This window comes from Sorangiineae bacterium MSr12523, from assembly GCA_037157775.1.
In the GTDB taxonomy this organism is placed as follows: domain Bacteria; phylum Myxococcota_A; class Polyangia; order Polyangiales; family Polyangiaceae; genus Pendulispora; species Pendulispora brunnea.
This window is the reverse complement of record CP089982.1, coordinates 8,012,259-8,037,590: the sequence shown is the minus strand read 5'-3', so window position 1 is coordinate 8,037,590 and position 25,332 is coordinate 8,012,259. Positions and strand designations below refer to the sequence as shown.

Sequence of the window (25,332 nt, the reverse complement as noted above, 5' to 3'; positions counted from 1 at the left end):
TTCATCGATTGAGGCGAAGTACACCCGACCGAGGGACGACCACGATGGGAACGTTGTCGCGGTCCACGGCGAGCGCGGCTGGAAGGTCCTCGATGAGCGATTCGAGCTTCCATCCGGCCTGCGTGATGTCTGCCACTCGGAAAGCCTGGTTGTGCCAATCGTCGTAGACGGTTGCAAAAAGGTGCCCATCGTGGCCTGGGACGAACGATGGTGCGTTGGAGCTCTGTGTACTCAGTGCCTCGCCCACCGGGACCCAGTCCGAGCCGTCGAATCGGATGACCCGGGTCGTTTGATCCGAATACTCACCAATGGCGAACAATTGCCCGCCATCGTCGAACGCGATTCGCAACCACTCCGCGGTCCACCCTGTCGGAGCTAGATTGGAGCCCACAGGCACCCAAGCGGAGCCCGTCCACTTTCGGACGTGCACCGAAGGATCGGTATATGCGACGTACGGGACGCCCGCTGGGTCCACGGCAATGTGGGGATTGAGCGGGTTGGCCGTCGGTGCGTCGTTGACCGGGCCGCCCACGGGCGACCAGGTACCTTTGTTATCGAAGGCGCGGACGATCAGATGGTACGTGATCGTTTCCCCCGGGATTTTCTCCGAGCACGCCAACAGGATTTTTCCATGGGCATCGATGGCCAAGGGGGAGTCGCTCGCGTCTCGAACATTCGGAATGGGCTCGCCCAGCTTGTTCCACTCCGTTCCTGACCATCGTTGAACGACCTTGTCACTCGTGTTGTCCGACGACACCACGAGGTCGCCGTTCCGATCGAGCAACATGTGCGGATCCCAGGTTATCAGTGGAAGCGGTCCACCCAATGGCGTCCAGGTGCCATGCAGTGTGTCGACCGTCGAGACGCTCCACCTTGGCTTTTCGTAGTCGTCGTGCTCGTGTGCTGCGAGGGTGATTCGCCGTCCCGGTCCAGCGACCACCGAAGCGTCGCCGAGATTGAATCGCTCGACCAGGTCGGAGCCTACGCGGAGCCACACAGGCATCTTCCAGCTCCACTCCGGGGTGGAGGCGAGAGGCAGCCCATCGCGTGTCGAAATGTTGCCGAAGTGCGCGACGACCTCCGCGGGGGCAACTTGTGCGGCCACCGGTGAAATGGTGACCGTGCGTTGATCGGCCGAGAGCGCGATCCTTGTCGAAAGGATCGTCCCGTCGGGGGTGGCGAGCGTCACCGAGGACGGTCCAATCTTTACTGGCTCGGAAAACGTAACCTGGATGGGTTCCTGCACCGATACATTGGTGTCGCCATGGGCCGGCGTCCGCGAGACGATGGTCAGCTTTCTCGGTTCCACTTGCGCATCGACGTCGGCGTCTTGCATGGACGCGTCGGGAGGCTCGAGTTGCCTGCCGGGCGAGATGGGAGAACCGTCGCTCGAACTGCACGACCAGAACGCGCCCGTGGCCATGCAGGTGAGCACGGCGAGTGACCAAGAAAAAGAAGCGGAACGCATGCGGTGACAACTAGCGGCCATCAAAGTGGCACCCTTACCGGTGTGAGGTGCGGGACTTCGTCGAATGTGCCCTGGCCGAGAGTTCCCCAGCTATTGTCGCCCCAGCACACCACCTTGCCATCGGACAAGAGAGCGCATGTAAACCCGGTGCCTGCGGCAATGCTCGTCGGTTTGCCAGGCAAGTCTTCGACTTGCAACGGCGTTGCGGATTCATCCGGCTTCACGGAGACGCCATTGCTCTGTCCCGAGCCGAGGGCACCGGAATAGTTCTTTCCCCAGCACCAAACGGTGCCGTCGTCGAGGAGGGCACACGCATGGTCGTTGCTCACGACGACTTGGACGGCGAGCGCTTTGTCCGTTGGAAGAAGAACGGGGCCGGGTGTGAGCTGTTCGATCGGGCCGGTCACCGGGCCTCTGCCGAGAAGGCTGTCGAAGCCATTCGATCCGAAGCATTGAACTCCCCCCGCTGCCATGAGTGCGCACGTCGTTTGACGTCCGGCCGCGAGAGCCTGAACTCTGGCATTGTTTGCAAAAGGGACGCTCTCTATCCCTTGTTGATCGTTATAAATGCCCCAGCAATCGACTCCACCGTAGGTGGTGAGTATGCAGCCATGATAGTCCCCCAATGCGATCTGGCGAACGGTGCCGACGATACCTGGGACATTCCTGTCCTTGGCTACTCCGTATTCGGATTCACCGGCGTCGTTCCAGTGGTTGTTGTATCCCCAGCATTGAGCGCGACCGCCGGTTACGGCGCACGAGGCTCCACCACTCGTGACGATCTGCTCCACGGGGCCCAGGTCGCTTACGGGCAAAGCCTCGGGATGCGGGTCGCGATCCGCTTTCCCGCGGCCGAGCCCACCGAATTGGTTGCTGCCCCAGCACAGAGCCTGGGCATCTGCCGACACCGCGCATGTGGCGCGCACCTCGTATCCTTCGTCGATCCGTGCACCCATCGTGGAGAGTTGCTTCACGTTGCTCACGGACGCCAAGGACGGGAACGGGACGGAGCGCCCATCGAAATCCTGCCCGCCGTCGGGGAGCATCGTGGTTTGCGGATTGCCTAGTTGTCCATAGCCGTTGGACCCCCAGCAGAACATGCGGCCGTCGTCCATCATCGCGCACGCCTGACGGCCACCCGCCGCGATGGCCACCGGCACGTGTACCGTGGGAGGCGTGACGATCGGCCCTCGATCGGTACCCGCGTCGTTCACTGTAACGGGTGCCCCGACCTCCGAGTCGCTCCCGCACGCGGCGACGACGCCCACGCCCAACGAGAAGACGAGTCCCCCGAGTATCGCCGCGCGCACCCGATGGCGCGAAACAGCGGCCGCGACGGCCCTTCCTATCGATTCGTCTGCCGGCATCAACAGCGGCTCCTTCCGTTGTCCGTCACAAAACTGCGCTCACTGGCGATGTCGGCCGCCGCAGGGCCCCAGTTGCGCGCGAAGCTACAAAAAGCGCGGAATTTCTGCCATCGCTGCTCGCTGTATTGAGCAAAATTACACCTACACCGGAGCTCGCGTTCACCGCCGAGAACGCTGTCCAGAGGCAATTTCTCGAGAAAAACCCCTGACTCTTGCCCGCAGGCCAGCTTGATGCTGGTATGCGCCCCCCCCATGAGCACGCGTTATCACATCGGCGCCAAAGGGCTCCGCGGGAGCATCGAGGCGTATGCGAAGCGCTTCGATCTTCTCGAAGTCCAGGCCGACGCCCATTCACCATCCCCCACGGCGCTTCGGCGCTGGCGGAAGGCGGTGCCTCCGCATTTCGAATTTTGTGTCGTCGCTGGGAAAAGCCTGGCGGCAGTCAAAGATTCTCCCGAGCAGGCGCGCGAGCTCGAGATGGCCGTCGAGGCCATCACGGCGCTGCAGGCGCGCTGTTTTCTTTTGGCCACGCCCGTCGACGTGACACCCAGTACGGTTTGGCGTGAGCGCATGGCGCGGCTGCTCGAGAAGCTGCCCCGTGACGTGACCACCATCGTGTGGGAGCCGCGTGGCGTTTGGGAGCATGAGCAGGCCGCGGCTGCGGCGAAGAAATGGGGGGTCGTGCTCTCGGTCGATCCGGTGCGTGAGGCCGTGCCCCCGGGGCCGGCCGCCTATGTTCGCCTGCGCGCGCTCGGTGAGACGCATTCCTACGGCGAGAGCGCGCTGTCGCGCGTGATTTCGGCGGTGGGGCCGCGGCGTGATGCGTACGTGGTCCTCGAGACCGCCTCCGCCCTCACCGAGTGCAAGACGCTGCGGCGGCTTGCGGCGCGCGGCGATGGCGCCGAGCGTGGCGGCGGCGGGCGTGTGGTGCGGCCGCGCGTGGCCACGATGAAGGTACGCGACGACGAGCAGGAGTAGCCGGTGCACTACGCTCTCGCGGCTTCGCAGCCGAAAATCGTCGATGCCGTCCTGTCACTTGCGCCGAAGGGAAACGCGATCGACCTCGCCGTCGCTGCCGTGTTCGCGGGCGCGGCGCTTTCACCGAGCACCTTGCTCGGGCCCGTGCAGCTCCTCGTGGGAGGCGGCGGCGCGGGGCTTCGCGCCTTCGATGGGCGCACGCGCCAGCCGGGTGCAGGGGCTCCGCGGCCGCGCGGCTTCTTGCCGCGGGATACGATTCCGGAGGCGGCGTACGTCGGCGTGCCGGTGCTGCCCGCGGCGCTCGCCGCCGTGCATGCGCTCGCCGGGGAGCTCTCGTTCGCGCGCGTCGTGGCGCCGGCGGTGGCTCTCGCCAAAGATGAATCGGACGGCCGCCGCGAGCTCCTGTCGCGCGTAGCCCGCCGCGGGGCGCTGGCCCTGGGCGAAGGGGACTTCTTGGACGACCTCGTTCAGGCCGCAGGCCGCATCGGCGGCGGCCTTTTGACGAAGGACGATTTCGCGACCGTCGGTCCATCCGAGAGCGAGTGCCACGTCGAGCAACGCTCCACGCGCGCGATTGCCCGTGTGCCGTGGTACGACGCGCCGCTCAACGATTCCATCGATCGCGATTCGACGGAGACGCACGTCGTGGCCGCCGCCGACGCGCGCGGACGCATCGCCATTGCGGCGTACGCGGTCAGCACCGTGGGGCTCGACCTTCCGACGTGGGGCGTCCTCGCGCCTCGAACCGCCGCGCCCGTGCGCCGCGGAGAGCCTCGCGCGCGCCCGGGCGAACCCCGCAGCGCCGTCGCACCCATCGTGCTTCTTTCGGCCGACGGCGTGCTCGGTGGAGCCATCGGATTCGCGGGCCGCAACCGCGAAACGGCGCTCTCGGCCGCCGTGGAGACGTTTCTCTCGGGCATGCCCATCGAGAGCATTGCCCCCGAAGCATCGCGCCCGACGGGCGTCTTGCGAACGCCCGCGAGCGCGCGGACCATCTAGGCGATCACTCGCCGGTGAGTCCCTCCCAAAATTCGCACTGGTGCTCGGCGCTGATGTCGACGGGGTGAATGCCGCCGGCGCCGGTGTCGAGTCCTTGCGTGTTCGGCGTCGTGTCCGAGCCGCAAACGGGAGCCCACGCGGGGGACCCGCCGCCATTCGGATTACCGGTTTTGGCGAATCGCGTCCAATATCCGATCATCTGATCGGATAAAGCCTTTTGATCCGCGGTGAAGTTCGGATTGAATCCGAGGAGATTCATCAAATACGGCACCTCCGACGAATGGAGCGCGCCGCGCTGCACGTCCGGAGGCAGCGGCAGCACCAGCGGGGCGTTGCGATCCGAGAACTCGTAGGCATATGCCCTGGTCGCGGCGCCGAGCCAGCGGTGGGCTCGAACGGAGGGGCATACGATGATCCGGTCCGTCATGATCTGGGACCAGGCCATGGCCGGGGTGGGGTAGGCGCTGGCCGGATATTTCGCCTCCACCGCGGCGGCGGCCTCCCCGTAAGAGAGCGTGACCCGCTCGTGGTAGCGCTCGGCACTCATCGGCACCCCCTCGAAGAAGAACGCGCTGAAGCCGCGCCCCTCATCGAGGTTCGTGCCCGACAGGACGGGGATGCGGTGCACGAGGCCTTTCTTCATCGCATCGCCGGGGTGGAGCGGCAAGAAGCGCGTGCCATGCACGGGCTGGGCGTAGCGCCAGCCGGGGGCGGGCGTCATCAGGTCGTTCGCCCCGATGGCCCGCAGGCAATCGATGGCGCTGGCAGGGTTGGTGGGGTTCGTACAGCCGCGTTGCGTTGCCAAAGAGGTGCCAAGGCGCTCCGCCTCGGCCTTGTCCACGAAGATCGAGCCGGCGGTGCGATCGGGAAAGAGCCCCGCGTCGGGCCAATCCCATGTGCCGGTGCCGCTTTCCAAGATGGCCCGATGGAACAGGCCTCCGGCCGACGGTGCGGTGAGCAAGGCCGCTGCCGCATGCGCGCCGGACGACTGGCCGATCAATGTGACGTTGTTCGGATCGCCGCCGAAGGCGCGCGCGTTGCGCCGTACCCACTTCAAGGCCGCGAGTTGATCCTCGATGCCGAAGTTGCCGCCCTCCGACAAATTCGGGTGGGCCAGGTGGCCGAAAACACCGAGTCGGAAATTGAGCGTGATGACCACCGCATCGCCGCGAATGGCGAGAGGCGACGTATCGTAGATGCTGCCGCTGCCGCGCAGGAATGCCCCGCCGTGCAAGAACACCAGGACGGGCTTGGGCGGTGCGAACGCCGATGCCGCGGAGGCGGCTTGCCAGGGCGTGGTTACATTCAGGTACAAGCAATCTTCGCTGCCCGAGGGCGGCGTGTGGGTGAGGCTCCCGTCTTGTGCACAGGAGTTTCCGAACTTCGTGGCATCGCGCACCTCGGACCACGGCGTGACCGCCTGGGGCGATCGCCAACGGAGCGCACCTACCGGCGGCGCGGCGTACGGAACCCCGAGAAACGTGCGATAGCCGTCCTTCACCACGCCCAGGATGGGACCCGAGTCGAGCTGCACGACCGTTCCCGTTGCATCTGCCCCATCGACCGCGCTGGTGAGCGTGGCGGCATTCTCTCCCTCCCGTGCATCGGGCGCGGATGCCGCGGAGCACCCGCCGATGAACAAACTCGCCATCGAGAGCAGTATGGAAAAACGTCGCCTATTTGGGATACAGGAATGGTAAGTGTTCATTCGTCCTCGCGTGTGAAGTATAGGGCGAGAAGACTCTCTCGATAACCTCGAATGAGGAGACCATGAGCGATACCGCACTCGCAGTTTTCCGCGATGCCCGTAAGGCGCAGAAGGAAGGCAAACAAGGAATCGTGCAGCGCCAGCGAGCGCGCCTCGCCGAACAGATCGCTTACGTGCGAGCCCATTCGCGATATTACGGTGAGCTCTATCGACATCTTCCCGAGGGCGTCGACGATGTGACACTTTTGCCGGTGACCACCAAGCAAAAGCTCATGGATCGATTCGACGATTGGGTCACCGATCCGGAGCTCACCCTCGAGCGTGTACGCGCACACGCCGATGATCCATCCCTCGTGGGCGAGCGTCTTTTCGGTAAGTACACGGTTACCACGAGCTCGGGCACGACGGGGCGCCGCGCATTTTTCGTCATGTCGGAAGATACGCGGCGAATCGCGTTCACCGTGGCCACGCGCGGCATGTCGCACGTGCTCTCGCCGTGGACGGTGGTGAAGCTTCTCGCGGCGCGCTGGCGCACGGCGATGCTCGTGCCCACGGGTGGGCATTTCGCGAGCCATGTCGTTGCCGTCCAGCAACGCGACGCGAGCCGCGGCGTGGACAAGCGCATTTTCCCCGTTACCACGCCGATGCCCCAGCTCGTGGAGCAGCTCAACGCGTTCAATCCGGCCTACATCGAATGCTATCCCACCATCGGTGCGCTTCTCGCGACCGAACAAGAGGCGGGCCGGCTCCGCATCAAACCGGCGGTTTTGCGCCTCGGTGGCGAAGGTTTGACCGATGCCGAGTACGAGCGCATTCGCAAGGCCTTCGGAGCGAAGATTCTAGATTTGTATGGCGCCAACGAATTCCCCGCGTTGATGGTGAAATGCGCGCACGGCTGGTACCACACGCACGACGATTGGATGGTCTTCGAGCCGGTGAATGCCGATTATCGACCGACGCCGCCGGGTGAAAAGTCGCATACCGTGCTGGTAACCGTGCTCTATCGGCGCGAACAGCCCATCATGCGCTACGACGTGGGCGATAGCGTGCTCGTGCGGCCCGATCCCTGCGAATGCGGAAGTCCGTTCATGGCCATTCGCGTGCGCGGGCGCGTTCCTATTTTGATGAATTTTCAGACCGCCGCGGGGCGTGAAGTAACGCTTTCCTCGTTTCCACTGAGCTTACAAGTCGAATTGGCGCCGGGGGTCGAGCTTTTTCAAATCATCCAAACGGCACCGAGCATCTTGCGCGTGCGCCTGCAGCTGCGCCCCGGCAACGATCCCGACAAAGTTTGGCACGAAGTGCACGAAAAGCTCTCGCGCATGCTCGAAGAGCACGAGCTCTCTCACGTGGTCGTCGAGCGTGGCACGGAGCCGCCGGAGCTGTCGCCCGGGGGGAAGCTGCGTTCAGTCATACCTCTCGGCTAAGCAGCGGTAACACGGCCATCGTCGATGGCGCTGACCACTTGCACGATGCGGCCGGCGCCGTCCTCGGTGCGAATTCGCTCCGCCAGTGAAAGGGCCGCACTGCGGTGCGTCGGCTGCGTGATGGCTTGCCCGATGAAGAACGCCAGGCGCTCGGCGGAAAGCTTCTGAAAGCGGATCGCTCCCGGGCTGACCCCGAGCTTCACCAGGCGATCGGCCCAGAAGGGCTGATCGTTCATCGCCGGTACGGGAATGGCGGGCACGCCTGCGCGGAGGCCCGCCGCGGTGACCCCGGCGCCTGCTGCGTGCACCACCGCCGCCATCTTGGGAAAGAGCCAATCGTGCGGCACGCTGCCAATGGCAAGTATGTCATCGCCGCCATTCGCTTGCAGATTGCCCCATCCCGCTTGCACGATGGCGCGTACCTTGGCCTGTCGCACCGCCTTGGTGACCAATTCGGAAAGCCGTCCCGCCTCGTCCGGGACCAAGCTTCCAAATCCGATGAACACCGGCGGCGGACCGGAGCCAAGGAAGTCGACGATCTGCGCCGGAGGTTCCCATTGCCTCGGGCGCACCGGCCAGAAGTAGCCAATGACCTCCAGGCCTTCGCGCCAATCCGCGGGGCGGGGCACCACCGAGGGGCTGAAGGCATGGTAAATCGGCCACTGCTCGCTATCCATGCGCTCGTAAAGCGTTGCGGGATCGACGCGCGGCAATCCAAACTTCGTTTGGAACTCTTCGAGCGACGCAATGTACTTTTTGGATTTGCCCGCGCTCGCACGCATCAATTGATAGACCGCGCGATTGCCCCAACCCCCGAGGGACGTGGGGCCGAAGCCCGCGGGCAAGAATTCCCCGGTTGGTGCGAGTCCGCTGGGGAAAAGCTCCAATACCAAACAAGGAACCTTCATCGCATTGGCCACCAGATGCCCGTGCATCAGTGCAATGCGGTGAACGATGAGCAATTCCGCGCCTTCGGCTGCGGCTACGATGCCCTCGGCCAGCTCGGAAAGGATCTTTTCGGCGAGCCAGAGCGTCGCCGGAAAGGCTTTGAGCCACGAGCTGGCCTTGTGCAGCTTTTGCCCCATTTCCGAGGCGAGATCGGCCCGGATGTCACCGGGCATTTTGCGGAACTCCAGGCCAGCATCACGAATCGGCCCTTCGAAGGACGCCTGCGCGGCGACGGCCACGTCGTGGCCTGCCGCGCGGAGCCTGGCGCCTAGCCCGATGAACGGTGCCGTGTCACCGAGCGAGCCGACCGTGATGATGACGATTTTCATACCGTGATAATAACGATTTTCACCCCTGTGAGAACCATTCGTGAATCGCCAGGGCCGTCGTATTGGCGTTTTCGTTCACGATGGTGAAGTGATCGCCGGGCACTTCCAGGATTTCGTGGGGCATGTCCCACGAGCCGCGCCAGAAGTCGTCGGTGAGGCGATCGCCTTCCCACTCGGGGATGCAGTCACGGGCGCGGACGACGACGATCGGGGTCTTGATCGGTTGCGGCTTCCAGCCCTCGAAGATGACCATGTAATGGGCCATTCCGGTGAGCTGATCGTCGGTGACCAATCCGAAGGCGCGCTCGTTGATGGCCATGTTGCGCAGCGGTGCGCGAACCTTGCCCCAGCGCTCGCCCTTGAGGGACAGCGAATCGAGGAGAACGACGGCGCGCGGATTGACGCCCATCTGCTCGAGCCGCTCGGCCACGCCGTGCGCGAACCACCCGCCGGAGGAGTAACCCACGAGCGCCACCGGCCGATCGCCGAGGTTGCGCGCGATGGACTCGGCGAGCATGTCGATGATCAAGTCGCTCGAGCCGGGGAGGGGATCGCCATCACCGAAGCCGGGCAGGGAGAAGGCACGCACGTCGAGCAGACCCTCGAAGTGCAGCGCCAGGCGCGCGTAGTTGTGCGGGCCGCTCGGGGCGACGAAGGGCGGGAAGCAGACCAGGGTCGGCTTCGCCGGGCCTTCGGCGAGCTGGATCGGGTCGAGGATCTTCCCGAGCTGCTCGGGCTCACTGAAGAGCGGGCGGAGCTTGGCTGCGGCCTTGAGGAGATCGAAGCCCGCGTCGAGCATTCCGCGGTCGGCCGCGTCGCGGTAGAGGAAGCGAATCGCTCCCATCCCGGGATCGCGCTGCGACGACGGAGACCGCTGCGACATGGGCATGGACGACGGTCCCACGCTCTCCGGTGCCGCGTCGCCTTGCTGCGCGATCTCGTTCTTGAGGCACGCGGTGAGGCTGTTCGCCGTCGGATGATCGAAGACGACCGTGGCCGGCAGGCGCAGGCCCGTGGCGTTCGAGAGGCGCTTGCGCAGGTCGACGGATGCGAGCGAGTCGAACCCGAGGTCGAGGAAGCGCGCATCGGGATCCACGTCACCGGGCGAGCTGTAGCCGAGGATCGCGGCCGCTTGCGTGCGCACCAGTTCGAGGATGGCGGCATCTTGCTCGCCTGCGGGCAGCGCCCGAATGCGCTGCTGCCAGCCTGCGGACGCTTGCTCGGAGGCCGCCGCCGATTCGGTGGGCTGCGATCCGGGCATGTCGTCGAACAGGCGGCTCTTGCGGCCCGCGCTGAAGGTCGGGACGAAGCGATCCCAATCGACGTTGACGACGGTGGTCGTCGTCTCGCCGCGTGCGACCGCTTGCCACAGAGCCTCGGTGGCGAGCTTCGCGCCCATCGGCACGAGGCCGCAGCGCTCCAGGTGCTCTTTGATGGCCGCGTCGGCCGCCATGCCTTCTTCGGCCCAGGGACCCCACGCGACGGTGGAGCCCGCGAGGCCGCGTGCGCGGCGATTTTCTGCCAGCGCATCGAGGAAGGCGTTGCCCGCGCTGTAGGCAGTCTGCCCGCCGCTTCCCCAGATGCCCGCGATGGAGGACATCATGACGAAGGCGTCGAGCGGATGATCACAGAGGAGTGCATCCAGGTGAATGGCGCCGGCGACCTTGCCCGAGACCACGCTCGCGAATTCGTCGAGGCCGACCCCGTCGAGGTTCGCAAAGCGGCCGGCCACTCCCGCGGCGTGCACCACCGCGGTGAGCGGCGGCTCGTTTTCCAGCGATGCCAGCAGGCTTGCCACGCTGTTTCGATTGGCGACGTCGCATGCCGAGATGGTCACGCGCGCGCCGAGCGCCGCGAGTTCCGCCATGAGCTCCGCCGCGCCCGGTGCTTCCACGCCGCGGCGGCTCACCAAGAGCAGGTGCTCTGCGCCGTTCTTGGCCAGCCAGCGCGCGGCATGCGCGCCGATGGCACCCGTACCGCCGGTGATGAGCGTCGTGCCGCGCGGCTTCCATGCCCGCAGACCTGCGCTCGTGCCCTCGGCGGGGACGAGGCGGCGAACGAACACGCCGCCGCTGCGCACCGCGCATTGATCTTCGCCGTCACGGCTGGAGAGCGCGCCGCAGAGATCGCGCAGCGCGCGCTCGTCGAGCAGGGCGGGGAGGTCGATCATGCCGCCCCAGCGCTTCGGTTGCTCGAGGCCGAGGGCGCGGCCCATGCCCCAGATCATCGCCTGGCCCGGGTTGCGCAAGGAATCCGTCTCGCCCACCGACACGGCGCCTTGCGTGAGGCACCAGAGGGGAGCGTCCACGCCTTTCGCAGCCCAGCCTTGGGCCAGCGCCACGGTGTGCGCGACGCCGCGCGAGATGGCGCCGTGCTGCGTGTGCGGCGATTCATCGAGGGCGAACAGCGAGAGTACGCCGCCCACGCTGATGTCGGACGTGAGCACCTTCTCGAGCTCCGCCTCGATGCGCGCTTGGTCGACGTCGCCCTCGAGGGCAATGAGGCGCACGCGCCCGCCGCGTCCCGCGAGGCCCGACGTGAGCCAAGCGAGAAGCCCGAAGTCACCCTGCTCCTGCGTCTGCGGTGCGAACACCAGCCAGGTGCCCGCGAGCGTGCGGATTGCATCGGCCGTCTGCTTCCAGGCCACGCGGTAGCGCCATCCGTCGGACGACGCGGTCTGCGAGCGCGGGCCGTCGGCGCTCAAGTTCGGCGCGTCGAGCCAGTAGCGCTGCTGCTGGAAGGCGTAGGTCGGCAGGTCCACCCGGCGGGCATCGCGTCCGGTGAACGCGGCCCTCCAATTGACGTCGACCCCGCGCACGTAAAGCTGGGCGACGGCATTGGTGAGCGTCTCCACCTCGTTGCGGCGTGCGCGCAGCGCCGGCACGAACATGGCGCGCTCGGCGTGCTCTTCGGAGAGGCACCCCTGGCCCATGGCCGTGAGGACGGCGTCGGGACCCAGCTCGAAGAACGTGGTGACGCCCTTCGTCTGAAGGCTGCGCATTCCATCGAAGAAGCGCACGGCGTGGCGAACGTGCCGCACCCAGTAATCGGCCGAGCCGAGCTCCATGGCCGAGCCGAGCTCCCCGGTCACGTTGGACACGATGGGGATCGACGGCGGAGCAAAGGTGGCGCTTTCCGCGACGCGGCGGAACTCCTCGAGCATGTCCTCCATGTGCGGGGAGTGGAACGCGTGGCTGACGCGGAGGCGCTTCACCTTGCGGCCTTGCGCTTGCCACTTCTCCGCAATGGCCATGGCGGCTTGCTCGTCGCCTGCGATGACCGTGGAGAGCGGACCGTTGACCGTCGCGATGTCGACCTTGCCCTCGAGCCCCGCGAGGGAGGCCGCGACCTCGTCCTCGTTGCCCTGTATGGCGACCATCGCGCCGCCGGGGCGGCACGCCTGCATCAACCGGCCGCGCGCGGCGACCAGGGCGCATGCGTCTTCCAGCGAGAGCACGCCGGCGACGTGCGCCGCGGTCAGCTCGCCAATCGAGTGCCCGATGAGGAAGTCCGGCGTGATGCCCCAGGCCTCCATCAAACGGAACAGCGCGACTTCGACCGCGAACAGCGCGGTCTGCGTGTACATGGTCTGGTCGAGCAGCGCGGCTTCTTCCGAGCCTTCCTCGGCGAAGATGATATCGCGCAGCGAGCGGCCCAAGTGCTCGCTCAATTGGGAGCACGCGGCGTCGAAGGCAATCGCGAAGGGCGGGAACACGTCGTAGAGCGCGCGCCCCATGCCCAAGCGCTGGCTGCCCTGGCCCGTGAAGAGGAATGCGAGCTTGCCGCCCGGCTGCACCGAACCTTGCACGAGGTTCGGGGCCGTGCCTTCACTGGACAGCACCTCGAGGGAGCGCAGGGCCGACTCGCGATCGCCCGCAAAGAGCACCGCGCGGTGCTTGAAATGCGAGCGCGCGGTCAGCGAGTAACCCACGTCGGTGACGTCCCACTCGGGGTGCGCGTCCCAGGTTGCGCGAAGCTTCTCTGCCTGCGCTCGCAGCGCCGGAGCAACCTTGCCCGACACCACGCAGGGAAGCAGCGGCATCGCCCACGGCTCGCAATCCGCAATGCCCGACGCCGGCGGTACGGTATCGATCTCGTGCTCGGCGGTGATCTCGTCGCCCTCGTCGTTCAGCACGGGGGTGCGAATGTGCGCGCCCGGAGCTTCTTCCAGGATGACGTGCCCATTGGTACCACTCACGCCGAACGCGGAGATGCCGCACCGACGCGGATGCCCGTCGCGGTGCCACGGTCGCGCCTCGGTGAGCAGCGAGACGGCGCCCGCTGACCAATCGATGTGCGGTGACGGTGCGCTCACGTTGAGCGTCTTGGGGAGCACACCGTGCTCCATGGCCATGACCATCTTGATGACGCTGCCCACGGCCGCCGCGGCCTGCGTGTGGCCGATGTTCGATTTGAACGAGCCCAGCATCAGCGGCTTGTCCGCGGGACGCTCCTGCCCGTAGGTGGCCAGCAGCGCTTGCGCCTCGATCGGATCGCCCAACGCGGTTCCCGTGCCATGCGCATCGACGGCATCGACCTCCGCGGGGCCGAGGCCCGCATTGGCCAGCGCCTGACGGATCACACGCTTTTGCGCGGGGCCGTTCGGCGCCGTGAGGCCGTTGCTCGCGCCGTCCTGATTGAGCGCCGTGCCGCGGACGATGGCGTGGACGCGGTGGCCATTGCGGCGCGCGTCGGACAACCGCTCGAGAAGGAGCATGCCTGCACCTTCGCCCCAACCGGTGCCGTCGGCGTCGGCGGAGAAGGACTTGCATCGTCCATTCTTGGAGAGACCGCGCTTTGCGCTGAACTCCAGAAAGACGCCCGGCGTGGCCATGACCGTGGCGCCGCCCGTCAGCGCAAGTGAGCACTCACCTCGACGAAGCGCGTGGCACGCCAAGTGGAGTGCGACGAGCGACGACGAGCACGCGGTATCGACGGTGAGGGCCGGTCCTTCGAGCCCCAGCGTATACGCGATGCGACCAGAGGCCGCGCTCGTTAGGCTGCCCAGCAGGAGATGGCCGTTGAAGTCCTTCGGCGGCTCGTGCCAGTTCGGTCCGTAATCCTGATACGCGATACCGACGAAGACGCCAGCGCGGCTGCCGCGCAGCGACGCCGGATCAATCCCGGCTCGCTCGATCGCCTCCCACGAGGTGTCGAGCAGCACGCGCTGTTGCGGATCGAGCGCGGTCGCCTCACGCGGGCTGATTCCGAAAAACGCAGGATCGAATTGATCGACATCGTGAAGAAATCCGCCCTCGCGGGTATACGTCTTTCCGGGACGCCCGGGCTCGGGGTCGAAAATACCTTCGATGTCCCATCCACGATTTTCCGGAAGCTCGGAAATGGCGTCGCGCTCTTCGATCACCAGCTTCCAGAGATCCTCTGGCGAGCGGATGCCTCCCGGATAACGGCAGGCCATGCCGACGATCGCGATCGGATCGTCGTCCAAAGCCGAGCGCTCGGGTGCCACCACATCTGCGGCGGCGCGTTTTCCGAGGAGTTCGGCCTCGAGGTACTCCACCAGGGTGGCGGGCGTCGGATAATCGAAGAACGACGTGGCCGGGAGGCGCAGGCCCATGGCCTCCGACAGGCGATCACGCAGCTCGTTTGCAAATTTTTGATAAATACCCAATTGCCGCCATTGGGCTTGGGCATCGATGGTGTGCGAAGCACCGTGCCCCACGACGGCGGCGGTGTGATGCGACACGAGCTCCAACAAAATGCTCGTCCGCTCCACTTCCGACACACCCGCCAAACGTCGGCGCAATCCACTAGGCCAGCCGCGTTCTCGCTCTGGACTGAAGGCTCGGGGAGCGCGAAGCCCCGAGGCCGGCGCCGTCAAGGCCGCCGCGGGCCCAGTGACGTCGTGACTGCCTGCAGAGTCGTTCCTCCGAGGGATAACGGACTCAGACGTGTTCGCCATGTCGGAAACTCCTTGCTCAGAAAAATATGCAGGAGACGGATCGTTGTTTCCAAATCATCGAGAATCGAGAATCAATTCATAATTAAAACTTCAATAAAAGTTGGTACCGGTAGTCGCTTCACGGCATCGAAATGGCTCGGGTCTCGATGTCGATCGATGATTTGTCGCAACGTCAATATGAAACTACGCCCCAACGCAAACACACCGCTGCAGCGGATGTTTACGACACATCGAACCCATCTGTAACCAAGTCTTCCCGCTATGGGTGCCGCAACGACAACGAGGAGAGCGTCGCGACTGCGAGATGCCCGCCGGGATGCCCGACCGACTTCCACGCTGACACCAACAGGGATAGGGGAAAACTTTCCCACCCATTCCGGCCGGGGCTGGAACGATGGGAGACTCTTATCGCACGTAACACCCCAAGCGTGTGACGGCAAGCGTCATTTGCGAAAAGTATTTTACAGATCATTCGCTTAGCGATGCGAGGATGCCCCACCGTCCGAGGGGTTGTCTGCCATTGTCCCACTTGTATCTGCAAGCGCAGGAAAACCGCGGTGTGCTGCAGGGTGGGAATGGGTGATTCACTCCAGATGAGCGCGCCAACTTATTCCCACTATTTCGAATATGGCGCGAATGGCGACCGCTCGGCGATTGTCTCGCGGACTGCACGATTCTGTTGCCGTACGGTCACCGTGAATAGTGACTCGATGATTGGGATTCGTCCAAAGACGAACATTGGTTGCGTCGTCTTTTTGGCTCGATTGCGAATATGCGCTGAAAGGATACTTATGACATCAGCGGATGTTCGCAGCGCATCGACAAAAATGACGAAACTCGGAGGAGACGTTTCGTCTCGCTCCGAGTCACGTCGGGGATGCACGCCGAGAGTCACCCGTCGAGGAACCCGCGGATGAAATCGAAGCCGGCGCGGAACGGGTGCTTGATGGCAGCCCCCGCGGTACGGCCATAGTCGTATGCCCGGCCGGCGCCCGAGGTTTCGGCGAGCTGCTCGTCGCCGAGGTCGATGAAGTGCTTCGTCTCGATGGTTTCGTTCTGGTTCATGGTGGATCTCCCTGCGGGTGATGGCGTCTTTGCGCCGTGTGGAAGCCTCGTTGTGCAGAAAGGAGGCCACGCGCATCACCGCGGAAATCTCGCTCGAATCCGACGTGGAGCCGCTCGCGATCGTTCACTCCATCGTTCGGGTGAACACTGGAGTGAGCAGCCCGTCGGCTCGCTCACTGGGGATCGGCGAATTGCGCGGACAGGAATTGAAAGATGTCGGCCGCCTCGTCGATCGATTGCTGCACCGAGTCCGCTCCGCCGTGACCTGCGTTCTTCTCGATTCGGAGCCAGGCCGGCGCCTTCGATGTGTTGGCCCATTGCACCTGGGCGATGAACTTGCGCGCATGAAGCGGGTCGACGCGGTCGTCGCTGTCGGACGTGAGCATCAGCAGCGCCGGGTAATCGCGTCGTTCGACGTGATGGTACGGTGAGTACGCGTAGATGGCTTTGAATTGCTGCTCGTCATCCACCGAGCCATACTCTGGAATCCACGGCCGGCTCGCCCCGAACAAGTGATAGCGCGTCATGTCGAGCAGCGGCACCTCGCAGATGACGGCGTCGAAAAGCTCGGGCGCCTGGGTCATGGCTGCGCCCACCAGCAGCCCTCCGTTCGAGCCTCCGCGAATGGCGAGCTGGCTGGAGTTCGTCCATTGGTTGTCGACGAGCCAATGCGCGGCGGCAATGAAGTCGTCGAAGACATTCTGTTTCTGCAGGAGCATGCCGGCTCGATGCCACGCTTCCCCATACTCGCCGCCGCCCCGGAGGTTGGGGAGCGCATACACTCCGCCCGACGCCAGCCAGGCGGCGGTGGACGCAGAGAACCATGGCGTCATGTTGACGTTGAAGCCGCCGTAGCCATAGAGGATGGTCGGGTTTTTCCCATTGGGTGTTACGTCCTTGCGGTGGACGACGAACATCGTGACCGGCGTGCCATCCTTGGACGAGTACGTGACTTGATCGGTGACGTACGCCGAGGCATCGAAGGGCGTCGTGTCCCGCGAATATTCGCGAACCGTGCCTTGGGAAATGGATGTTTCGAATTGGATCTCGGGGGTGGTGAACGAATAGAAATTGAAATAGGCCGTGTCGTCGTCGGGCTCGCCCACGATGACGTCGGACGAGCCCCGATCCGGCAAGGGGATGTTGCGAACGAACGTGCCATCGAGGTTGCGGACGGTGAGCTCGGTCGTGGCCTTGCGCATCGAATTTAGCACCAGGTGCCCGCCGAGAACGTCGAGCGTGGAAATCGTTGCCTCGGCATCTTCCGGCACGATCTCCTTCCAGTTCGCTTGCTCGGGGTGCTTCGGATCGACCTGCACGACGCGAAAGTGGGGCGCATCGAGGTTGGTCAACATGTACATGGTGTCGTTCCAGACTTGCACGCTGAACAGGGCCCGCACGCTCTTCGAGTCCACGACGGGGGTCCACGCCGGCGTTGCCGCCGTGCGATCCTGAATGGACACATCGACGACGTCGCCTGCGGAACCGTGAACCACGGTGGCGACGAGCCAGCGGCCATCGCGCGACAGATCGACGGAGACGAACGCCTCGGAATCGTGCGTCGCCGGGAGAACGATCGGATCCTTCGCGGGGCCGGTGCCGAGCCGATGAAATCGGACTTCTGCGAAACCGGACCGCGTGGGGCCGGTGACGTCTCCGCCGATGGGCGGTGCCCAGATGTAATAGAACCCCGTGTTGTCAGGTGTCCATGCCGCGCCGTACCAATTGTACTTGGTACCTGGGATCACTTCGCCGGTTTCCTTGCCGCTGTTTACATCGAGAACGTGCAACTCCGCGTCGTCGCGGTTGTTCTCGTGCACGTCGTACGCCACGAACTTGCCATCCCAGCTCGGCGCCCACACGCCCAGCCCCGTCGAGCCGTCGCTGCTCCAGGTATTGGGATCGAACAGCACCTTCTCGGCGCCGTCTTTCCCAACTTTCCAATACACGACTTCCTTGTCGCGGTCGGCGTGGTGCCGGGTCCAGAAATAGCGATCTTGCCGTTTGACCGGCGCTTTGCTGGAGTCCGCCCGATAAAGGGGGCGCAGGCGCTCGAGCCAGGCCTCTCGGTTCGGAATGGCCGCGAGCCTTTGGCGCGCATAGCCATCTTGCGCGGCCATCCACGATTGCACCTCGGGATTGGCGGCATCTTCCAGCCATCGATAGGGATCCGCGACTCGAACGCCCCAGTGGGAGTCGGCCACGTTTTCACGCCGGCTCGCGGGATAAGCGTCGTTCGAGCCGCTGGAGGGATTGTCACTTTCGCTGTTGCATCCGGCGGCGCCGACGACGGCGAGGAGCACGATGCACGATCGGGTGTGCTGCCATTCGATGATCGACATAGGCAGGGCTATAGGCTTGCCAATCGAAATTCATCAAGGTGCACCACGTGCCAATATCGTATTTGTGATGTTGATATAAAATTGGCATTCGATACGGGTTTATTTGCGTATCGCGTGCGATTTCGCAAGATCGCCCAAGCGCGCGTTGCAGATGCATCCGTTGCATGTTGCAACGTGCAACACGGCGACCGCCCCTTCGTTCGAAATTCAGGGAGAATCGCGCATGGCGCGTGCCTTGCGTCGCCTGCGTCATGGATTCGCTATCAGGGCTCGGTATTTGGATATGGCAGCTCGCGGCGTGCGAGCGGGGTAAAATTCCGGACATCATCGCGAAGGCCAAACGGTGCGGCATCTCCTGGGTCGCCGTGAAGGCGGGGGAGTCGCGCAGCAATGGGCAGGTGACGCGCAAGCTCGTCGACGCGTTTCGCGCGGAAGGAATCGAGTGCGCGGCCTGGTGGTACTCGCTGCCGAGCACCACGCTCGCGCAAATCGCGCTCGTGCGCGATCTGGTGCAAAACCAAGGCGTGCGCCACTTGATCTGCGACGCGGAAATCGAGTGGGAAAGCCGGCACGACGACACGGGACAAGTCGTGGCGCACGATTGGCGCGCCACCGCGCGTGACTTCGCCTCGCGCCTTCGCGCAACCGTGGGGCCGGATACGTACCTCGCCGATGCCCCGTGGCCCATCGTTTCCGCGCACCCGGGGTGGCCGTGGACGGAGTTTGGCTCCGTCCTCGATGCGCGGATGGACCAGTGCTACTGGATGCTCGCCAAGCAGCCCTTCGCGCGCTTCGCCGCGCGCGCGGATTCCAACTGGTCCAAGCTGGCCGACGGCCCGCCGCGCTGCCCGATTGGCTGCATGGTGGACTACCTCGGCAAGGCGCACGCGCCCGTGGCGGAGCTCGACGAGTTCCTCGACCATTACGCGGCCACGCCGGCGCGCTCGCTATGGTCCTGGCAGCACTTGTCGGCCGCCGAGTGGGAAGTGCTCGAGCGCCGTGCGGCGTGCCCGGGCGAACCGCCCGCGGCCGCCGCAGTTTGAGCCCACCAAAGCAAACGGCCTTCGCACGGGGCGAAGGCCTGCTTTTCGAGGCTTACTTCTTTTTACCGCCTCGCCTCGAGAAACCGAGGCGTGTCGCTTCAGGCGAGCTTGGCGCCGTGCTGCTTCGCGTACTCGGTGACGCCGATCTTGTCGATCGTGCGCAGGTCACGCGTCGTCACGTTCAGCGTCACGAACTTCTTCAGCTCGGGAACCCAAAGGCGGCGGGTCTGAATGTTGAGGTTCTGCCAGCGCTTCGTCTTGATGTTCGAGTGCGAGACGTTTTGCGCCTTGAGCTTGCGCTTGCCTGTAATATCACTTTTAGCCATGGCGAGGGGCGCAACCTGGCGAAAAAACCGCCGCTTGTCAAGCCCAGACGGCCCAGCCTCGAACGAAAGGCGGGTTTATTCGGAGGTCATCGACGTGAGCGGCGGCCGATCTTCGGCACCGGGGCCCACGATGCGGTGGACGTCGACCTTGCGGGCCTGGCGGGCGAACGCGACGGCGAGAAGCTGAAAAATCGCGAAGGCGACCAACACGCCCGCGGCAAAGACGCCAATGGCGCCCACGACGAAGCCCCAGTGTCCGTACAGCTCGCTGCCTTTGCCCAGCGTGTGGAGCCCCAGACGGGCCGCCTGGGCGAAGATGACGAGCAAGGCCCATCCCCCGCAGCCGCCCGTCGTCTCCTCGCCCATGAAGCCGCAGAAGGCCGTCAGGGAGGCAAGGAGCGCGGCGCCGTTGGCGATGCGCAGAAGCAGCGGCGTGGCCCCATCCAGCGCGCCCATGCCGATGCTGACGAGTGCCGGCACCGAGAGCAAAATCGTGAGCGCAAGGATGATGCGCGCCACGCGAAAGGCGCGGTAGCGCGCGCGGAAGAGCAGGGAGCCCGGCAGCAGGGTGATCAGCACCAGCCCCGCGGTGCCGCGAAGCCCTCCCTCGAAGCCCAACGCGGCAAGGGGACCTTCCCCCATGGCGCCCAGTCCGAGCGGCACCACGCCCGCGACAATCGCGAGCGATGCGCGCGCCGCATACGGCGCCGGCAGGAACGTGGCCAGGAGCGCGACGGCGGCGGTGGCCAAGGAACCGGTCAAGACGTTGAGCGACGACGGGCCGAACCCCAGCCGCGAGGCCACGCCCACCGCCGCAAACGCCAGCGCGAAGCCCAGGAGCCAAATGCGCATGGCACGCTGCGCCGGCGCCATGGGCGCCACTTCCTCCCGCAGAATGTCGGAGGCCAGCACCGGCGGCTTGATGAGCGCGCGCGGTGCGATGGTGATGGGCCGTACCTCTGGTGGAAGCGAGGACGTCGACATTGGTGGAGGAGGCGTGAGCGGAGGCAACGAGTCCATCAGCCTAAACCCCTAGCGTAGCGCCGTTTGAACGAGCTTGGCCACCAGGCTTCGACACCACGAGCGCATCGCATCGAAGCCTCCGTTTCGCGCACAGGTCCTCTCATCCATGTAAAGCCGGCGCGCCAGCTCGACCTGCACGGCGTGAAGTCCGCGGTGCGGTTGACCATAGTGCCGTGCGGAAAATCCGCCACGATACGGGTCATCGTGTCGTACGGTGTAGCCGAACGCGCGGGCGTGTGCATCCACGCATTCGATGAAGACGGGAGCAGAGGTGGTTCGGCCCTGGGTGCCGGGGACAATGTCGGCTCGAGGCGCACCTGCTTCCCCGTTGAGTGTGCGCGCATTGCTCGGCATCGAATGAGCCGCGAGCAAGACGGCATAGCCGAACTTCTCGCGCTTGCGTTCCAGCACGGACCAGAGGGCACGGTGGTAAGGGCGGTGAATGCGATCGACGCGTTCGTCGAGTTCCGCCAACGTGAGCGGGCGCGCGAGTGCGGGCAGGCCGTCGGTCGTGAGGCGCCACACGAGTCCTCGCGGCATGCGCGACGAGCCATGCGGCACGGAACTGCGGGCCGTTGCGGGCGCGGAGACGGCCTCGCGATCCCAATCGTCCTCGCCGCGGTTCAAATCGAGGACGTAGCGCGAGGTGTGGGCGACCAACAGCGTGGCCCCCTCGAGCGGCGCATCCGCGTAAAGCTCATCGACGTAGAGATCTGCATCCTGCGCGATGGACCGCGCGGGCGCGGTGAGGTTGGAGAGGTAGGTAGCCGGTACGTCCAAGCCGGCGTGGGGAACCTCCACGACGACGGCGCTCTCGCGACGCTCGGGCTCGATGAGTGAAAAGAGCCGCTTTCCGTTCTGCACGACAGCGTTCAACGCTAGCGTGAATTCGCGCTCTGCGCGAGCTCGCTCGCATGTTTATGCACGCGGATGCGCACGCGTATGGGCCCGCCGAACGTGATCCTGTGCGACGCGTGTGTAGATTTCGGTCGTGCCGAGGTCAGCATGGCCCAACATGGCCTGCACCGCGCGAAGATCCGCGCCACCGTGCAGAAGGTGTGTCGCGAACGAGTGGCGAAGCTTGTGCGGCGAAAGCGGCACCGTAATGCCGGCCGCCACCGCATAGCGCTTCAGAAGCTTCCAGAAGCCCTGACGAGTGAGCGGTCCGCCGCGCGGGGAGACGAAGAGCACGCGCGTTTCAGGTCGCGCATGAAGCCCGCGCACGCGCTCCAGGTAGATCTTCAGGTGCTCGAGGGCGACTTCGCCCACGGGCACCATGCGCCGCTTTCCGCCTTTGCCGTAGGCGCTGACGATGCCGCGTTGCATGTCGAGATCGGCCAACTTGAGGGAGCAAAGCTCGCTCACGCGAAGGCCGGACGCGTACATCAAGTGAATCATGGCGGCATCTCGCACGCCGCGCGGCTTCGTGCGATTGGGCGCGGCGAGCAGCCGCTCCACGTCCTCGAAGGAGAGGACGCGGGGCAGCTTGCGACCGAGCTTCGGCCGATCGATGAGCGCGGTCACGTCCGCAGTGATGGCGCGCTCGCGCACGAGGAAGCGGAAAAAACCGCGAAGGGCGGAGAGCTGGCGCGCGCTGGAACGTGCGCCGAAGCCGGTGCGGACATTGTCCGCGAGCAGCTCGGCGATGTCCGAGGCGACGATGTTCTTCACATCGTCGGTGCGCAGGTGCCCCGCGAGGCGGTTCAAATCGCGCGCGTACGCCTCGAGCGAGTTTTTGGCCAGCGCGCGTTCGACGCGCAGGTGATTCAAATAGACATCGATCCAGCCGTGGAGGTCCACGGCTACTCGCGTGCTGCCGCCACGAATCGCGTGAGGAGATCCGTCGGATCGTCTTGACGCATCAGAATTTCACCGACCAGGGCAGCCTCCGCGCGACCTTTGGAGAGCGCGCGGACGTCGTCCTCCGTCTTGAGGCCCGAAAGATGAACGGCAACGCGATCGTCCGGGATGGATGCGACGATCTTCGCCGCGCGCTCGGGATCCATGCGCAACGTGTCCAGATCGCGTGCGTTCACGCCGATGAGGCGCGCGTCCGTCCGCAGCGCGATCGCGAGCTCCTCTTCGTTGGCCACTTCGACGAGCGGCTCGAGGCCGTATTCGCGCGCAGCCTTCGCCAGGCTTACCACTTCCCCGGGCTGCAAAATTCGCACGATGAGCAGCGCGGCATCGGCGCCCTTGGAGCGTGCAATCTGCAACTGCACCTCATCGAGGATGAACTCCTTGGCGAGGATCGGAACCGGGCGCCCAGCTCGATCGAGCACCGCGCGCGCCTCGGCGACGTCGTCGTACGAGCCGCCGAAGAAGGGGCCATCGCAAAGCACGCTCACGAGGCTCGCGCCCGCCTTCGCGTAGGCGGTCACGCGCTCCGCCAAGGACAGGGTGCGCGACAGCTCGCCGGCGCTGGGACTCTTTCGTTTGAACTCGGTGAGGATCCGCAATGGTTCGCCGGATCTGCGCTTCAAGAGGCCCGCCACGTCGATGTGGCGACCCGATGCCGTCGCCGACGGCGCCTTCAGTGCCGCAATCTCTGCCCGTTTCGAACTGACGATCTTGTCGAGGATCATTCGGACCTCCGGCGTCGTGTCGTAGCCCTTTGCCATGCGGCAAGGAGAGACACCGTTTTACCCGAAGCGATGGCCTCGCGCGCACGTTCGGCGGCTTCGCGTGGATCGGTGGCGGTCTCGGCGACCATGAGGGCGGCCGCGGCGTTGAGGATGACGGCGTCCGTGGCCGGGTGCGGTTCGCCGCGCAAAATCGTGGAGATCGCGCGCGCGTTTTCCTCGGCGGTGGAGCCCGCGAAGGCCTCGGGCTTCTGCCGCTCGAAGCCGAAGTCTTCCGGCACCACGATGCGCTCGGTAATGGTGCCGTCGGGCGAAAGCTCCGTCACGTAGGTGGAGGCCGACGGGCTGATCTCGTCGAGACCGTCCTCGCTGCGCACGACCCATGCGGCGCGCAGGCCGATGCGGGAGAGTGCCCGCGCCATGATCGGCCGCAGGGCGTCGTCGTACACGCCGACGAGTTGGTGCGTGGCGCGCGCCGGATTCGCCAGCGGACCGATGACGTTGAAGATGGTGCGCACGCCCAGTTCTCGCCGCGCCTGGGCAGCATGCTTGAGCGCCGGATGGTGCGCCGGTGCGAAGAGGAACGCGATGCCCACCTCCCGCAGCACCTCGACCTGGAGCTCCGGGGGCACGTCGGTGGGGACGCCGAGCGCCTCCAGCACATCGGCGCTGCCGCAGCGGCTCGAGACCGAGCGGTTTCCATGTTTCGCCACCCGCAGGCCCGCGGCCGCGGCGACGATGGCGGCTGCCGTCGACAGATTCAGCGTCTGCGCGCCATCGCCGCCCGTACCGCACGTGTCGACCACCGGCTCGTCGTCCGCCACGTCGACCGCGGTCATCGTCGCGCGCAGCGCCTCGGTGGCGGCCACGATCATCTCGGAGGTTTCACCCGCGAGGCGCAGCGCTACCGCGAAGGCGCCGACCTGCGTGGGCGTCCAGGCGCCTTGCAAAATCGCATCGAATGCGGCCCGCACGAGCCTTGAATCGATGTCGCGGGCGGCGAGTTTCGGGAGGACGTCGGCGAAGCGAATCAAGGAGGGAGAGTCGCTCACGCTGCGCCCTGCATCGATCGAGAGGGGCCGAGGCTGGCCAGCCAATTGGCCACGAGCTTTTTACCTTCCTTGGTGAGGATGCTCTCCGGATGAAACTGCACGCCCTCGATCGCCAAGGTGCGGTGACGAAGCCCCATGATTTCCCCTTCGCGTGTCCACGCGGAAACTTCGAGCGTACTTGGAAGCGATGCTCGCTCCACGATGAGCGAATGGTAGCGCGTGGCCTCGAACGGAGAGGGCAGGCCGGTGAAGACGCCGCGGCCATCGTGTTCGATGGGCGAGGTCTTACCGTGCATGAGCCGCTCGGCCGAGACGACACGGCCGCCGAAGGCTTGGCCGATGGTCTGGTGTCCCAGGCACACGCCGAGCAGCGGAATATTCGACTCAGGCTTTTCGGCAGCCTTGAGTTTGGCGACCACATCGAGGCAGATGCCGGCCTCGTTCGGCGTGCAGGGGCCGGGCGAGAGAAGCAGCCCATCGGAGCCGGAGCGGAGAGCCTCATCTGCAGTGATTTCGTCGTTTTTCACCACGCGCGTCTCGGCCCCGAGCTCGCCCAGGTACTGCACCAGGTTGAAGGTGAACGAGTCGTAGTTGTCGATCACGAGAACGCGCACTGGCCCGGCAGGCGTGGAAACCATCGGAGCACAAGGTGCACGCGTGGGCGCGTCGTGTAAAGTGTGCGCGCACCGAGAAACTGAGCACTTGCGTTGACATTCGAGGCGGAGGGCACGTACCTTCTCGCAAAGTCTCTG

At 65.2% G+C, this 25,332-nt stretch carries 18 protein-coding genes; 4 read left to right on the top strand and 14 right to left on the bottom strand.

Features of this window, described 5'->3' with window-relative positions; genetic code table 11:
* Window position 1: 1 nt before the first annotated feature.
* Together LZC95_31560 and LZC95_31555 are read right to left on the bottom strand one after the other, a co-directional pair.
* Window positions 2-1,468 (bottom strand): Ig-like domain-containing protein, encoded by a 1,467-nt coding sequence (locus LZC95_31560; GenBank protein WXA90980.1) that lies wholly within the window; start codon window positions 1,466-1,468, stop codon window positions 2-4.
* A gap of 20 nt (window positions 1,469-1,488) precedes the next feature.
* Window positions 1,489-2,835, bottom strand: coding sequence for a hypothetical protein (locus LZC95_31555; protein WXA90979.1), 1,347 nt, complete (start codon window positions 2,833-2,835; stop codon window positions 1,489-1,491).
* Between the two features lie 252 nt (window positions 2,836-3,087).
* Here LZC95_31555 and LZC95_31550 point away from each other — a divergent pair, with 252 nt between their 5' ends.
* The gene (locus LZC95_31550) at window positions 3,088-3,813 is read left to right on the top strand and encodes a DUF72 domain-containing protein (GenBank protein ID WXA90978.1); all 726 of its coding nucleotides are present in this window, start codon (window positions 3,088-3,090) and stop codon (window positions 3,811-3,813) included.
* Between the two features lie 3 nt (window positions 3,814-3,816).
* Window positions 3,817-4,812, top strand: coding sequence for a hypothetical protein (locus LZC95_31545; GenBank protein ID WXA90977.1), 996 nt, complete (start codon window positions 3,817-3,819; stop codon window positions 4,810-4,812).
* A gap of 4 nt (window positions 4,813-4,816) precedes the next feature.
* Here LZC95_31545 and LZC95_31540 read toward each other — a convergent pair whose 3' ends face one another.
* Complete coding sequence (locus LZC95_31540) at window positions 4,817-6,463, bottom strand: carboxylesterase family protein (GenBank protein WXA90976.1); 1,647 nt, start codon at window positions 6,461-6,463, stop codon at window positions 4,817-4,819.
* 119 nt (window positions 6,464-6,582) lie between these two features.
* Here LZC95_31540 and LZC95_31535 point away from each other — a divergent pair, with 119 nt between their 5' ends.
* On the top strand, window positions 6,583-7,947 hold the full coding sequence (locus LZC95_31535; protein WXA90975.1) for a hypothetical protein: 1,365 nt from the start codon (window positions 6,583-6,585) through the stop codon (window positions 7,945-7,947).
* Here the strand turns inward: LZC95_31535 and LZC95_31530 are convergent.
* The 4 genes from LZC95_31530 to LZC95_31515 all read right to left on the bottom strand — a co-directional run bounded on the left by LZC95_31530 (window position 7,944) and on the right by LZC95_31515 (window position 18,554).
* Window positions 7,944-9,224: a glycosyltransferase gene (locus tag LZC95_31530; protein WXA90974.1), complete on the bottom strand. Its 1,281-nt coding sequence runs from the start codon at window positions 9,222-9,224 to the stop codon at window positions 7,944-7,946. The genes LZC95_31535 and LZC95_31530 overlap by 4 nt on opposite strands.
* A gap of 19 nt (window positions 9,225-9,243) precedes the next feature.
* Window positions 9,244-14,931: a type I polyketide synthase gene (locus LZC95_31525; protein ID WXA90973.1), complete on the bottom strand. Its 5,688-nt coding sequence runs from the start codon at window positions 14,929-14,931 to the stop codon at window positions 9,244-9,246.
* A 1,107-nt stretch (window positions 14,932-16,038) separates the two neighbouring features.
* Complete coding sequence (locus tag LZC95_31520; GenBank protein ID WXA90972.1) at window positions 16,039-16,212, bottom strand: hypothetical protein; 174 nt, start codon at window positions 16,210-16,212, stop codon at window positions 16,039-16,041.
* Window positions 16,213-16,385: 173 nt separating this feature from the next.
* Window positions 16,386-18,554 (bottom strand): prolyl oligopeptidase family serine peptidase, encoded by a 2,169-nt coding sequence (locus LZC95_31515; protein ID WXA90971.1) that lies wholly within the window; start codon window positions 18,552-18,554, stop codon window positions 16,386-16,388.
* 251 nt (window positions 18,555-18,805) lie between these two features.
* On the opposite strand from LZC95_31515, the gene LZC95_31510 reads away from it, so the two are divergent.
* On the top strand, window positions 18,806-19,597 hold the full coding sequence (locus LZC95_31510; GenBank protein WXA90970.1) for a hypothetical protein: 792 nt from the start codon (window positions 18,806-18,808) through the stop codon (window positions 19,595-19,597).
* A 98-nt stretch (window positions 19,598-19,695) separates the two neighbouring features.
* Here LZC95_31510 and rpmB read toward each other — a convergent pair whose 3' ends face one another.
* The 7 genes from rpmB to LZC95_31475 form a co-directional block, all read right to left on the bottom strand.
* The gene (gene rpmB, locus LZC95_31505; protein ID WXA90969.1) at window positions 19,696-19,923 is read right to left on the bottom strand and encodes a 50S ribosomal protein L28; all 228 of its coding nucleotides are present in this window, start codon (window positions 19,921-19,923) and stop codon (window positions 19,696-19,698) included.
* A gap of 75 nt (window positions 19,924-19,998) precedes the next feature.
* Window positions 19,999-20,943 (bottom strand): hypothetical protein, encoded by a 945-nt coding sequence (locus LZC95_31500; protein ID WXA90968.1) that lies wholly within the window; start codon window positions 20,941-20,943, stop codon window positions 19,999-20,001.
* Between the two features lie 12 nt (window positions 20,944-20,955).
* Window positions 20,956-21,810 carry an N-formylglutamate amidohydrolase gene (locus LZC95_31495; protein ID WXA90967.1) on the bottom strand — a complete coding sequence of 285 codons (855 nt, stop codon included), beginning with the start codon at window positions 21,808-21,810 and terminating at the stop codon, window positions 20,956-20,958.
* 54 nt (window positions 21,811-21,864) lie between these two features.
* A complete protein-coding gene (gene xerD / locus LZC95_31490; protein ID WXA90966.1) occupies window positions 21,865-22,746 on the bottom strand; it encodes a site-specific tyrosine recombinase XerD in 882 nt (293 codons plus the stop codon).
* Window positions 22,747-22,748: 2 nt separating this feature from the next.
* Window positions 22,749-23,531, bottom strand: coding sequence for an indole-3-glycerol phosphate synthase TrpC (locus LZC95_31485; protein WXA90965.1), 783 nt, complete (start codon window positions 23,529-23,531; stop codon window positions 22,749-22,751).
* Window positions 23,528-24,580: an anthranilate phosphoribosyltransferase gene (gene trpD, locus LZC95_31480; protein WXA90964.1), complete on the bottom strand. Its 1,053-nt coding sequence runs from the start codon at window positions 24,578-24,580 to the stop codon at window positions 23,528-23,530. Before trpD ends, LZC95_31485 begins: the two co-directional genes overlap by 4 nt.
* Window positions 24,577-25,218: an aminodeoxychorismate/anthranilate synthase component II gene (locus LZC95_31475; protein WXA90963.1), complete on the bottom strand. Its 642-nt coding sequence runs from the start codon at window positions 25,216-25,218 to the stop codon at window positions 24,577-24,579. Before LZC95_31475 ends, trpD begins: the two co-directional genes overlap by 4 nt.
* Window positions 25,219-25,332 lie beyond the last annotated feature (114 nt).